This window comes from Aquirufa ecclesiirivi, assembly GCF_011250515.1.
Lineage (GTDB): Bacteria > Bacteroidota > Bacteroidia > Cytophagales > Spirosomataceae > Aquirufa > Aquirufa ecclesiirivi.
Genome location: NZ_JAANOP010000002.1, coordinates 182166 through 195520 on the forward strand (window position 1 = coordinate 182166; position 13355 = coordinate 195520).

The 13355-nt window shown below is 34.8% G+C and carries 9 protein-coding genes and 3 tRNA genes; 1 reads left to right on the forward strand and 11 read right to left on the reverse strand.

All coding sequences use genetic code 11. From position 1 onward, the window contains the following. Positions 1–2 precede the first annotated feature (2 nt). The gene (locus G9H65_RS04090; protein WP_166374075.1) at positions 3–551 is read right to left on the reverse strand and encodes a WcaF family extracellular polysaccharide biosynthesis acetyltransferase; all 549 of its coding nucleotides are present in this window, start codon (positions 549–551) and stop codon (positions 3–5) included. Further along, positions 548–1432, reverse strand: a complete 885-nt coding sequence (locus G9H65_RS04095; protein ID WP_166374076.1) for a glycosyltransferase family 2 protein — start codon at positions 1430–1432, stop codon at positions 548–550. The genes G9H65_RS04090 and G9H65_RS04095 overlap by 4 nt, the downstream gene beginning before the upstream one ends. A 198-nt stretch (positions 1433–1630) precedes the next feature. On the opposite strand from G9H65_RS04095, the gene G9H65_RS04100 reads away from it, so the two are divergent. Next, the gene (locus G9H65_RS04100) at positions 1631–2764 is read left to right on the forward strand and encodes a glycosyltransferase (RefSeq protein WP_166374077.1); all 1134 of its coding nucleotides are present in this window, start codon (positions 1631–1633) and stop codon (positions 2762–2764) included. On the opposite strand, the gene G9H65_RS04105 is transcribed toward G9H65_RS04100, so the two are convergent. From G9H65_RS04105 to G9H65_RS04145, 9 genes are all read right to left on the reverse strand, one after another. Next, on the reverse strand, positions 2749–3942 hold the full coding sequence (locus G9H65_RS04105; protein WP_166374078.1) for a glycosyltransferase: 1194 nt from the start codon (positions 3940–3942) through the stop codon (positions 2749–2751). The genes G9H65_RS04100 and G9H65_RS04105 overlap by 16 nt on opposite strands. A gap of 33 nt (positions 3943–3975) precedes the next feature. Beyond that, positions 3976–5274: a hypothetical protein gene (locus G9H65_RS04110; protein WP_166374079.1), complete on the reverse strand. Its 1299-nt coding sequence runs from the start codon at positions 5272–5274 to the stop codon at positions 3976–3978. A gap of 57 nt (positions 5275–5331) precedes the next feature. Next, positions 5332–5405 (reverse strand) — tRNA-Arg (locus G9H65_RS04115). Between the two features lie 60 nt (positions 5406–5465). Then, positions 5466–5539, reverse strand: a tRNA-Pro gene (locus G9H65_RS04120). A gap of 12 nt (positions 5540–5551) precedes the next feature. Next, positions 5552–5638 (reverse strand) — tRNA-Ser (locus G9H65_RS04125). Between the two features lie 63 nt (positions 5639–5701). Then, positions 5702–7198, reverse strand: coding sequence for a glutamate synthase subunit beta (locus G9H65_RS04130; RefSeq protein ID WP_166374080.1), 1497 nt, complete (start codon positions 7196–7198; stop codon positions 5702–5704). 9 nt (positions 7199–7207) lie between these two features. Further along, positions 7208–11776, reverse strand: a complete 4569-nt coding sequence (gltB, locus tag G9H65_RS04135) for a glutamate synthase large subunit (RefSeq protein WP_394367185.1) — start codon at positions 11774–11776, stop codon at positions 7208–7210. Between the two features lie 202 nt (positions 11777–11978). Continuing rightward, positions 11979–12416 carry an STAS domain-containing protein gene (locus tag G9H65_RS04140; RefSeq protein ID WP_166374081.1) on the reverse strand — a complete coding sequence of 146 codons (438 nt, stop codon included), beginning with the start codon at positions 12414–12416 and terminating at the stop codon, positions 11979–11981. Continuing rightward, positions 12406–13353, reverse strand: coding sequence for a phosphoribosylaminoimidazolesuccinocarboxamide synthase (locus tag G9H65_RS04145; RefSeq protein WP_166374082.1), 948 nt, complete (start codon positions 13351–13353; stop codon positions 12406–12408). The genes G9H65_RS04140 and G9H65_RS04145 overlap by 11 nt, the downstream gene beginning before the upstream one ends. Between the last annotated feature and the right edge of the window lie 2 nt (positions 13354–13355).

Sequence of the window (13355 nt, forward strand, 5' to 3'; positions counted from 1 at the left end):
ACTTAGTTGATTTCTCTATGTTTAACTACTTGTGCTGGATTCCCTTGGTTTATGGTAAAGGGTGCTAAATCTTTACTGGTAAATGATCCCACAGTTAAAACACTATGAGATTTTAATATCACACCCCCACTAACCGTGGATTTTGCTCCTACCCAAACTCCATCTTCTAATGTAATTCCTCGGGTCATCAAGTCAAATGAAGATTTTTTATAATCATGATTACCCGTTAAAAGCAAAGCTCCTTGTGAGATGCATACATGATTTCCAATAATTATTTCCGATATATTATCGATCCAAGCCTCTTCACCCAACCACACATAATTACCCAATGTCAATTTCCAAGGGAATTTAATTTTAACCCAAGGTTTTATTACCACATGATGACCAATCTTAGCTCCAAAATATCTTAAAATACTTACTTTTAAAATATTTGGATAAGGAATATTAGTCAAGAAAAACATATTTGAAAAAAGAAGCCATATAAAATATTTTACTTTGGCAATAAAGCCAGGCGATCCTTCTCCCGTAAATGTGCTTAAATCTGTTTTCAAATGATCTCTTTTAAAGCTTCTCTAATTTTATTTTTATCAAACCCATGGGAATATTCAAACTCATAAACCTTGGCATCTACCAGAAAACGATACCAAAACACTTGTAGTATATTCCAGATAAGTCCACGCAATCCATCCAAAAAACCTAAACGAATAAAATAAGAATAATGAAACAACAGTATAGACCTTACAAAAATAGGACTTTTGTTGTATATTGATTTTAAAAAATGAATAATACTATCTTTAAATGGTAGTTTATCATGAACCTCGGCTGCGCCTAAATACCGATGTTTTAAAACTTCAATGGATTCTCGACTTGCGTACAAATTGTGCTTTTGTGTCCACCAAGTAAGATTATTCAAATTATGATCAATAATCAAATGAGTTAAATTATAGGTAGAAGGTTGTTTTAAAACAATTTTTTCATCCATCCATTTATCATCACATTTCCCCTCTCCTCTTTTCCAAATCCGAAGTAACCACATGGGATTTGTCATTCCATACTGAATTAGGCCACCCATGAAATGCACTTTTCTCTTGATAAAAAAACCATTGATTGTATCCATTGCATCGTTTATTAAACAAGCATGTATTTCTTCAATTAGTTCATCGCTTAAAAGTTCATCACAATCTACTCGAATGATGTAATCAGTATCAAAAGGGAATATTTCTAAAGCTTTATTTATCTGATTAGCATGGTGAATGAATTGATTTTGATAGACAGGTATTCCATACTTCGATGCTATTGATAAGGTTTTATCTGTAGAAAATGAATCTATAATAAATAGTTGATTACTTAATTTTTGAACATTTTGAATACACCGCTCTAAATGAATTTCTTCATTAAAGGTAAGCAACAAAACACTGATAGTCTTTTTCAACTGTTAGCTAATTCTTAAATATATTGTAGCGATTTAATTCTAAATTATGCCACTATCACGCAATTTAAGATATATAATTGAAATATGTCAATTATGATAAACTAGAAATAAGTAGATGAACCATTCCACTATAATATTACCGTGGGTTTCATTGCCATATTTAAAAAAGGGAGTAGTTTTGTCCTTGAAATTCAACTTATGAGAATTCTTATTTTTCACAATTTATTATGGTCGCAATACAAGTCGGTTGTATTTGAAAAAGTAGCTGAAATTTGTGTCGAAAAAAATGATGAATTATTAGTTATAGAAACTACAATTACGGAAGCTGGAAGGGAAGATTTAGTCGATTTCGATTTATCTACTTATCCCTATAAATTCCCGGTTAAACTTTTGAGCACTAAACCGTTGCAACACATTTCTCCATGGAAATTGGGTTTTGAATGGATCAAAGTAATTTTCGAATTTAAGCCAAATGTTATCAATTTTACCGGCTATGCAGAACCAGCAGCATTGCCGGTTTTATTGCTATGTAAATTGTTAGGAATTAAAACTGTTATGACGATTGAATCAGTAAAAAGTCAATCCGAAAATCAAAATGGTTTGACTCATTTGCTTAAATCCATTGTAAAATCAGCTATTTTCAAAGTAACTGATGGTTTTTTTAGTTATGGTCTAAATTCCAATCAGTTTTTGTTTCGTGCAGGAATTGCAAAAAAGAAAATTTTCACATTTCTAAATTCATTTGATAAAGTAAAATTTAGACAGCAAATTACAGAAAACAGTTCAAATTTATTGGATCAAATAGGTGAACCTTATTTACTTTATGTTGGTAGGTTATCCGAAGAGAAAAATTTATTTGAGTTAATTGATTTAATGAAAGAATTGCCATATACCTTAAAGATGGCTGGAAATGGTCCTTTGTTGACAGATATTAATAAGAAAATTCAACAAGAAAAAATTACGAATATACATGTTTTAGGTACTGTAGCTTGGACCGAGTTAGCTGATTTGTATCGTCAGGCTACTTGTTTAATCTTAGTATCTACTGCTGAAACTTGGGGTATGGTAGCCAATGAGGCACAAGAATTAGGCAAACCTGTTATTTGCACAGAAGCGTGTGGTTGTGCGAATGATCTGATATTGGATGGATATAATGGACTTGTAATCAAACAATTATCTGATTTAGAAGAACGAAATCGAATCAAACAATTTTTGAAAGAATTACCTGAAAAATCTGAATATTATGCTGATCATTCAAAAAGAAGTTCTCAAATTTTTGGTGTCGAAAAATTAGCTAATGAAATGTATCAAGGTTTTCAACAATTAAACTGAATTAATTCATTTAATTTAATTTCAACGGCCTGGTATGAATAGTTTTGTCTAGCATATTCCCTACCCTTTCGACCCATAATTAATCTGAGATTTGAATCGTTTAGTAATTCAATAATGGCATCTTTCAATGAGCTATCTAATAATTGAATCTCTTTAGCGCAGCCAACATTTTTTAAATCTAATGCAATACCTACATGTTCTGAAATTACCACTGGAATTTCACATAGCATAGCTTCTACAACAGACATACCAAAATTTTCGGATAAAGAAGGTAATATAAAAATATCTGAATCTGTTAATAATTCGATACCCACTTTGGGAGAAATCAAACCAGTAAATATTACGTGTTTATCTATCTGTTTTTCTTGAATAATAGTCCTAAGTTCATTTATGTAATGATCTTCTTCTATGCCAGCAATGACATATACGACATTAGGGTAATTTTGAATGATTTCAGGCAAAATATTCAATACAAAATTGATCCCTTTTTTAATCGTAACGCGACCATAATGAGTTAATATAAGTTGATCCTTTGAAATAGCAAATTTATCTCGAAATGTACCCTTTAGTGGTAGATCATTAAATTTTTCCACATCGACAATATTGGGAACGATCGAATATTTTAATGGAATAGATAAGAATTTCTTTACTTTTAAAGCTTCATCTTGAGTGGAAAATAATATTCGATGAGCGTTCATCAACATCTTTTTAACATATAAACTAAAAAACAATCTTTTGAATTTTGATGATTTTAAATGAAAAGTCTCATCATATAAACTACCGTGAGGAATAATCACATAGGGTATATTATTCCATTTACATGCTAGGTAAGCAGCCATAATCGGAAAATTCCATACAGCTTGTAATACCACTAGGTCAAATCGATGAACATGCTTAAATAACCATAAAAATATTCCAGGTGAGAAAGTGAAGTTAGGATATCCATAGCATGGAAAACGCCAAATTGGATATGAAAATTCAGAACTTGATTTTTTCCCTAAGGGTATTTGTTCTAATTGAGTTTTTGTCAGACCTTGAGTAGTTGTTACTACTTCAATATGACAATTGATATCTTCAAGGGCTTTAGAGAAAGTTAAATTGGTAAATATGGGACCTCCTATTGAAATAGCAGGATAGTAAGCTGGAGATACTTGTAAAACCCTTTTCTGAGTTGACATAGAAATAAATAAAGATGTAATCTTTTGATTACACTAGACTAATTTTTCAATTTCATTTTTATCTTGGACCATTTCCACATTCATGAATCGAATGAATATCAAGAATGATACCCAATAGGCAAAATCCATTGGTCTCCCTGAAGTAAACATTCCAACAAAAGTATTTAAATAGAATAGACCAATAAAGTTTTGAAAGATGGTATTCGATTTAAAGCAGCGGTACGCAAAATATAAAAAGGTAATATGAAAACCAGCAAATAAAATAAATCCAAAAATTCCAAAATTCACCAATGATTCTAACATGGGGATATCTATGTAACGATAACGATAACCATGCCCGAAAACAAAATCAATTTTACTGGTATTCCATAATTGCTTGATGTAATTAATGTTATTTACACGCCCCATAGCTGATTCATCCACCTCAGAACTCTTTCCCAAGGTTACCCCTGTGCTCATGGCTCTTATAAAAAGGTTGAAAAATGAGTTATAATAGGAATCAAATAATTCGATTATTCTAAGTTTAGTAGCGAAGTAATATAAATTACCAATTGCTACTGCATAAAAGATATAGGATTGCCTCTTGATGTTTGTAAATACACTTTTCACAGGTACCATGAAAAATAGAATACAAGGTAAGGCCAATAGCAAAGTTAAAATAGTGGCCCTTGTTTGAGTTAAAACAATGACAATCAGACTGAACCATACGTTGATATGCGCTAATAGTCTAGTTAAATATACATGTGGGACTTTGATCGAGTCCCAATTTCTATTGATGATTAAAAAAGAAATCAAAAAGCCAGCTAAACCATTTCTACTGTATATATAGGGGTTTCCTGTAAAGTTTTCAGTAGTCTTGCTAGTGTACTGCACAGTAGCTCGTGTTCCAAATACGTAATTGGGATTCGTTGCGACTGAATATATCAAAGCACAACTTGTTAAAAAAGTAATGATTAAGATGAGTACAGGTAAGTATTTTTGAACTTGATTATCTACTCGCAATAAGGAAAAGAAAAAACCAAATATTAGGGCAAAGTTGATCAAATCCGTGTTAAACATGGTCATTTCTTTATTCATCAAAAAGAAATAAATCATGGCAACACTGAAAAATGTACCACCTAATAATAATAGAAATGTATTTGGTTTGTGGCCAACCTTGGCATGAAAATGATTGAGCATCAATACCAGACCAGAAACATAAACGATACCCGTAAAAACAGAACCTCCGCCGAAGCCTAACTTTTCTTTGAAAAAATAAATTAATGGAGGGGCAATCCAGAATATCACTATTCCTATCGCATTTTTAACCAAGGTGATTTGCTTAATGGTCAACGCTTTGTAGGAAGGCTAGAAATGATTGATACGATATGAAAGTCAAAAGACTTTTAGTGATTCCGTTTGGATTCGAACCAAAGACCTACTGCTTAGAAGGCAGTTGCTCTATCCAACTGAGCTACGGAACCTAAAAATAAATAGTCAATTTATTCTTGGTGCAAGCACTGTTAAATAAATTGACTATATTGTCGGGGTGGCAGGATTCGAACCTACGACCTCTTGGTCCCAAACCAAGCGCGATACCGGGCTACGCTACACCCCGAAAAAAACACTGCGGAGAGAGAGGGATTCGAACCCTCGGTACCGTTGCCAGTACGACAGTTTAGCAAACTGTTCCTTTCGGCCTCTCAGGCATCTCTCCTAGCATTTAAGAGAGCACAAATGTAGTAATTTTTTTTGAATATCGAAATTCAAAATTGAAATTTTATTTAAAAATATCGAAACTTGAAACACTTTTTCCTTCCAAGCTTGTTTTACCCATTAAAAACTGATCAATATTTCTAGCAGCCTCTCTTCCTTCGGAAATTGCCCATACTACTAAAGACTGTCCGCGTCTTGCGTCACCGGCCGCAAATATTTTTTCTTGAGCAGATTGGTAATTACCATTAGCTACAATATTCCCTCTTTCATCGGATAAAATTCCAGCCTCTGTTAACTCCTCAAATAAATTACCATGGTCAGTATGTAAAAATCCTGCTGCCACCAAGGCTAAATCGCATGGTATTTCACGGATATTCTCCACTTTCTGTTCCATCTTACCATTAGACATATCGTAGGTTATATCTCCGATTTTAAGTGCAATTAGTTCATTCTTATCATTGGTGATAAACTCTTGTAAAGAAATTGACCATAAACGGTTGGCTCCTTCTTCATGCGAAGTAGAGGTGCGCAACATATTAGGCCAATTAGGCCATGGTGTATTTTCTGCTCGATCTACAGGTGGCTTAGGCATTACTTCAATTTGAGTAATGGATGCTGCTTTATGTCTGTTTGATGTTCCAACGCAATCCGATCCTGTATCTCCTCCTCCTATCACGACCACATGTTTACCCGTAGCTAGGATATTTTTGTTGGCATAAGCTTCGCCTTTATGATTTACTTCTAAACCAATTTGGGCATTACGTTTATTTTGTTGAGATAAAAACTCCATGGCAGGATAAATACCTATGGCATCGCTACCTTTAGTAGAGATCAAACGTGGAGTTGTTGAACCTGTGGCAATTAATATAGCATCAAACTCGGATGTTAATTTCGAAACCTTATAATTTACACCAATGTTCGTATTGGTCTTAAATTCGATTCCCTCTTTTTCCATGACAGCCACTCGACGATCAACGACTGATTTATCCAATTTGAAATCAGGAATACCATAACGTAATAGTCCACCAATGCGATCTGCTCTTTCAAATACAGTTACTGAATGCCCAACTTTATTTAGTTGAGCTGCAGCAGCTAATCCAGCGGGACCAGAGCCTATTACAGCAATTTTCTTTCCTGTTCTTTTAGCTGGTACAAAAGGCACCACCCATCCTTCTGAATATGCTTTTTCTATGATTGATTTTTCAATCAATTCAATGGTAACGGGTGGTTTATTGATACCCAATACACAAGCTGATTCACATGGAGCTGGACAAATTCTTCCCGTAAATTCTGGGAAATTATTGGTTGAACTCAATATCTCATAGGCATATTTCCAATTTTGCTCATAGACAGCATCATTGAATTCTGGTATAATATTACCTAAAGGACATCCGCTATGACAGAAAGGTGTACCGCAGTCCATGCAACGGCTAGCCTGCTTTTCAGTTTCTTCGGATGAATTTAATAATTCAATTTCTTGATAGTCATTGACACGTTCTGAAACATCTCTCTTTGCAGAGGTTTTTCTATCAACTTCTAAAAAACCTGTTGGCTTCCCCATTTTCAATAATTAGTTTAATGCTACTTGAATATTTTGATATACTTTGTCTTTGTCATTTAAAACATCTGTGATGCTCAAATGCCTACTCGCCAAGGCATTTCTATAATCGATTGGTAATACTTTTTTGAATAAACTTGTCATAGACTTAAAGTTATCCAACACATATTTACCCTTTACAGATCCTGTTAATTCAATATGTTTCGTTAAATACATCGAAACAATTTGAATATCTTCTTGATTCAAATCAGAAATCTCCACCATTTCGCGGTTAACCTTGGCTTCAAAATCATTCTTTTCATCTAGAATATAAGCTACTCCTCCCGACATACCCGCTCCAAAATTTCTACCAGTGGCACCTAAAATAATGACTAATCCTCCAGTCATGTATTCGCAACCGTGATCACCAATTCCTTCAACCACGACCTTGGCTCCCGAATTTCTTACGCAGAATCGCTCACCTGCCATTCCAGCTAAATAGGCTTCACCTGAAGTAGCACCATAGAAAGATACATTACCTACAATAGAGTTTTCTGCAGCAACAAATTTAGCGGCTGGGGAAGGATAAGCGATTAAAGTAGCACCACAAAGTCCTTTTCCAATGTAATCATTGGCATCTCCTTCAATTTCAAATTTCAAACCTTTGACAGAAAAGGCTCCAAATGATTGCCCAGCAGTACCTTTAAATTTAATGTGAATTAAACCATCAGGAAGCGCCTTGTCACCGTGTTTTTTAGTGATTTCATTGGATAAAATGGTACCTACTGAACGATTAACATTAATGATATTAAATTCTCCATTCACCTGTTTCTTCGAATCAATAGCTACTTGAGCAATTTTTAAAATTTCCCAGTCCAATTGTTCAGATAAACCATGATCTTGCTCTTCTGATTTAAACACAGCCACTCCTTCTCCAGGATTTGAAGGTGTTAAGATCGGTGACAAATCAATATGCTTGAATTTCCAGTGAGAAGAAACATCTGTCATGCTTAAATAATCGACACGACCAATCATTTCTTCAATTTTACGGAAACCTAATTCAGCCATGATTTCACGTAATTCTTGAGCTAAGAAATAGAATAAATTTACTACATGCTCAGGTTTACCTGTATACAATGCTCTCAGCTCAGGATTTTGAGTTGCCACACCTACAGGACAAGTATTTAGGTGACACTTTCGCATCATAATACATCCTGCAGTAACCAAGGCAGCCGTTGCTACACCAAATTCTTCTGCACCTAATAAAGCTGCAATAGCAATATCACGACCTGTCTTAATTTGACCATCCGTTTGTATGGTCACACGCCCTCTTAATTTATTCTTAACTAAGGTTTGATGTGTTTCAGCCAATCCAAGTTCCCAAGGTAAACCAGCATGACGTATAGACGATAGTGGTGATGCACCTGTTCCTCCATCATATCCAGCAATCAAAATATGATCAGCATGTGCTTTTGCTACTCCTGCAGCAATAGTTCCCACACCTGCTTCTGAAACTAGTTTTACAGATATGCGGGCTGCCCTATTTGCATTTTTCAAATCAAAGATTAATTGAGCTAAATCTTCAATGGAATAGATATCATGGTGCGGTGGAGGGGATATTAAACCTACTCCAGGCGTAGAATGACGCGTTTTACCGATCCAATCATCTACCTTATGTCCTGGTAATTGTCCTCCTTCTCCCGGTTTAGCACCTTGAGCCATTTTTATTTGAAGTTCTACCGCATTCGTTAAATAGTTGGCTGTTACACCAAATCTACCTGACGCTACTTGCTTAATAGCTGAATTCATGGAATCTCCATTTTTCATTTTTTCAAAACGAATTGGATCTTCCCCTCCTTCTCCCGTATTTGACTTTCCTCCAATACGATTCATCGCAATGGCTAAGGTAGTATGGGCTTCATAAGAAATCGAACCAAAGGACATGGCACCCGTAGCAAAACGCTTCAATATATTTTCAATCGGTTCCACTTCATCGATGGAAATGGAATTAGCATTTTTGAAACGTAAAAGTCCTCTTAGCGTAATTGACTTTTTACTTTGATCATCAATTAACTTAGAATATTTCTTGTAAGTAGAATAATCATTGGACTTAGTTGATTGTTGCAATAAGTGAATTGTCTGAGGATTAAATAAATGCTCTTCTCCACGTTGTTTCCACTGGTAAATGCCTCCTACTTCTAATTTTGGATGATCTGATTTTAGTAAGGCAAAACCAGATTGATGTTTAATTAAAGCTTCTTTGGCAATTGTATCTAAATCAACGCCATTAATTCGAGAAATTGAACCACTGAAATAATTATCAACCACATCTTTGCTCAATCCTAAAATCTCGAAAATTTGAGCTCCCTGATAAGATTGTAGAGTGGAAATACCCATTTTAGAGAAAATCTTCAATAATTCTCCATTGACAGCTTTAATGTAATTGTACTCTAATTTTTCATAGGACAAACTCTGGTCAACCAAACGATTATCCTTCATTGCTTTGATGGTTTCAAAGGCCATGTAAGGATTAATAGCTGAAGCTCCGTAACCAATTAACGTGGCATAATGATGTGTTTCCCAAACATCTCCTGCTTCAATGATGATACCAACTTTGGCACGTTTCTTGGTGCGGATTAAATGATTATGTACAGCACCTAATGCTAAAAGTGATGGAATAGGTGCATGCGAAGAATCAATACCTCTGTCTGTCAATAAAATAATGGAATATCCATCATCTACAGCATCTTCAGCATATTGACAAATACGATTTAATGCTTTTTTCAAAACCCCAGACTCTTCCGAAGAACGGAATGTCATGTGAATGGATTTAGTTTGAAAATTGGCATGATCAATCCAACGAATCTTCTCTACTTCTTTGTTGCGAAGTACAGGTTGTTGGATTTCAATTTGACGACAATGGCTTGGTGTTTCATCCAATAAATTAGATAGTCCACCAATATCCGTCAATAAGGACATCACCATTCTTTCACGAATTGGGTCAATTGGAGGATTAGTTACCTGAGCAAATAATTGCTTGAAATAACTTGAGAGGTGTTGTGCTTTATCCGATAATACTGCCAAGGGAGTATCGATACCCATGGAACCTAAAGCTTCCTTCCCTGTTTCAGCCATTTGAGCTAAAACTACTCGGATGTCTTCTGTCGTAAAACCAAATATCTGTTGGCGTGAAATTAATTCCACTGGTTTTGGTTGACGGTACTCGCTTCCTGCTTCAGGTAAATCTTCTACACGAATTTTATTTTCACGCAACCATTGTCCATACGGTTGTTGTTGACAAATTTTCTCTTTTAGTTCTTCATCTGGAATAATTCTTCCCTGTTCCATATCCACCACAAACATTTTTCCAGGTTGTAAACGACCTTTAGAAACGATGGTAGCTGGATCTAAATCCAAGACACCTGCTTCAGATGCCATAATTACATGGTCATCTTCAGTAACCCAATATCTTGAAGGACGTAATCCATTTCTATCGAGCGTGGCACCAATCATTTTACCATCTGTAAATGATATCGAAGCAGGGCCATCCCAAGGTTCCATCATGGCTGCATGGTACTCGTAGAAATCCTTTTTATAGCTTTCCATTGACTCATTTCCATCCCATGCTTCTGGGATCAACATCATCATGACATGAGGCAAACTTCGTCCACTTAAATATAAAATTTCAATAGCATTATCCAGAATAGCAGAATCAGATTGACCCAAACTACAAACAGGTAAAATCATGTCTAGCTCTTCTTGCGTAAAATATTTGCTAGAGAATAAGGCAGACTGAGCCTGCATCCATGATGAATTACCTTTTACTGTGTTAATTTCACCGTTATGGGCGATATAACGGAATGGTTGTGCCAATCTCCATTCAGGAAACGTATTTGTAGAAAAACGCGAGTGTACAATGGCCAATGCCGAAGTAAAATTTTCTTGAAACAAATCCTGAAAATAGCCTGGAACCTGCATGGTTGTCAACATACCTTTATAAATAATGGTACGACAAGACAAAGAGGCAAAATAAAACTTAGCATTTAACTGAACAATGGTTTCATTTAACAAGCGAGTTACATATTGACGGAAAACATATAATTTTCGTTCAAAATCAATTTCACTCAAGCAAGATTCAGGTCTTTCAATGAATAATTGCTGAATAGATGGCTCTTCATTTCCGGAGTCAGCTCCTAATATTTCAGAATTATTTACTGGAACATTTCTGTAACCTAAAATACGCAGACTTAATTTCTTAGCCTTTCTCTCAATAATTTCTTTGCATTCCTTAATCAGTGTTTCATCTTTAGGAAAGAAAACCATTCCAACACCGTAATGACCTAATGAAGGTAAGGCAAATCCCAATTTTGCTGTTTCTTCAAAAAAGAATTCATGAGGCAATTGAACCAATACACCAGCTCCATCACCTGAATTAGGATCACAACCACAGGCACCACGGTGGTCCATTCGAATCAACATCTTAATTGAATCTTGTACAATTCGATGCGATTTAATGCCTTTCATACTAGCTACAAAACCAATACCACACGCATCGTGCTCAAATTCTTTCCGATACAATCCCTCTTCATTCATGACTTCCATAAGAAACTATTAATATTCTAATAATAAACTAAAAATTCTTAACAAAATTAAATACCAGTTATACGCGACAATTTGATATTTATATAAGCAATATCAAATTTAATCAAAAATATATTTGGCAATTCATTGAATAAACAAAATATAATACGGTTATTAAAATATCACTAAACAAGTACAAAATATCTTGTTAGAGTACAATTAATTAGTAATCTTCACCGTATTCAGTTGATTCATTACCGAATTCATTCTCCTCTTCTTCTCCTCCATCACCAAAATCATTTTCTAAATCGTTTAGATAAATAGCATCAACTCCCTCCCTAACGGTATTCATAATTGTTAGGTTTTCAATTTTAGCTTGATCTAACCGATCTACTACCGATTCTTCTTTACTCACAACCACAAATAAACCGGATTCATTGGAACAGATTTTAGTTCCTTTTCGAATGGCAGAAACACCATACCCATCCAATTCAGTGACTTTGGAGATATTTAAAATCATGTTGGTGTATTCTTTTTTAAAAAGCAATCGAACGACATTTTCTAATTCCTCATAATTGCTTTGAACTAAGTTTTCGCCTTTCCAATCAATTAAAGCATAACTTTCGTTTTGATCAAGTTGAAATAAAGCATTAGTTGACATTTTCTAAGTATTGGTTTACGTGATTAAATATACGTTGTTCTAAATTATCTTGTGGCTCTTTTTGGAATTTTTGGCCAGTAATTTCTTCATACAATAAAATATATCTGTTGGAAATTTCCTCAACAAATTCATCTGTTATCGTGGGTACTACTTGGCCTTCTTTCCCTTGGAATCCATTCGCGATTAACCACTCTCTGACAAATTCTTTGGACAATTGTTTTTGAGGTAATCCTTTTTCCAATAATTCTTGATACGTATTGGCATAGAAATAACGAGATGAATCAGGCGTGTGAATTTCATCCATTAACATGATTTGCCCATCCAATAAACCAAATTCATATTTTGTATCTACTAAAATTAGTCCTTTTTCTTGGGCCATTTGTGTACCACGTTCAAACAATGCCAAGGCTTTTTGACATAATTGATTCATGATATCTGGAGTAACTATACCTAATTCCAAAATTTTTGCTACTGAAATATCCTCATCGTGTCCCTCACTAGCTTTGGTGGTTGGCGTTATTATTGGCTCTGGTAAACGGTCATTTTCTTTTAAGCCTTCAGTCAATGAAACCCCACATACTTCCCTTTTCCCAGATTTGTATTCGCGCCATAAATGTCCTGCTACATAACCTCGTACAACCATTTCAATGGGAATAGGGATACATTTATAACCATACGCAGCATTGGGATCTGGGGTGTCAATTAACCAATTGGGAATAATATCCCGTGTTTTATTCAAAAAATAAGTGGCAATTTGGTTTAAAACTTGTCCTTTAAATGGAATAGTTCTTGGAAGAATTACATCAAAGGCCGAAATGCGATCTGATGTGACCATCAATAAGCGATCATGACCAATACTATAAACATCTCTCACTTTTCCTCGATAAAAAGCTGTTTGATTGTTGAAATTAAACTGACCTTGAGCCATATTTTCCATGT

What these genes read in the sequence shown, in the direction of transcription:
- G9H65_RS04130 (WP_166374080.1), bottom strand. Translation starts at nt 7,198, where the DNA reads ATGGGGAAGCCAACAGGTTTTTTAGAAGTTGATAGAAAAACCTCTGCA.
- G9H65_RS04100 (WP_166374077.1), top strand. Translation starts at nt 1,631, where the DNA reads ATGAGAATTCTTATTTTTCACAATTTATTATGGTCGCAATACAAGTCG.
- G9H65_RS04145 (WP_166374082.1), bottom strand. Translation starts at nt 13,353, where the DNA reads ATGGAAAATATGGCTCAAGGTCAGTTTAATTTCAACAATCAAACAGCT.
- gltB (WP_394367185.1), bottom strand. Translation starts at nt 11,776, where the DNA reads ATGGAAGTCATGAATGAAGAGGGATTGTATCGGAAAGAATTTGAGCAC.
- G9H65_RS04105 (WP_166374078.1), bottom strand. Translation starts at nt 3,942, where the DNA reads ATGTCAACTCAGAAAAGGGTTTTACAAGTATCTCCAGCTTACTATCCT.
- G9H65_RS04140 (WP_166374081.1), bottom strand. Translation starts at nt 12,416, where the DNA reads ATGTCAACTAATGCTTTATTTCAACTTGATCAAAACGAAAGTTATGCT.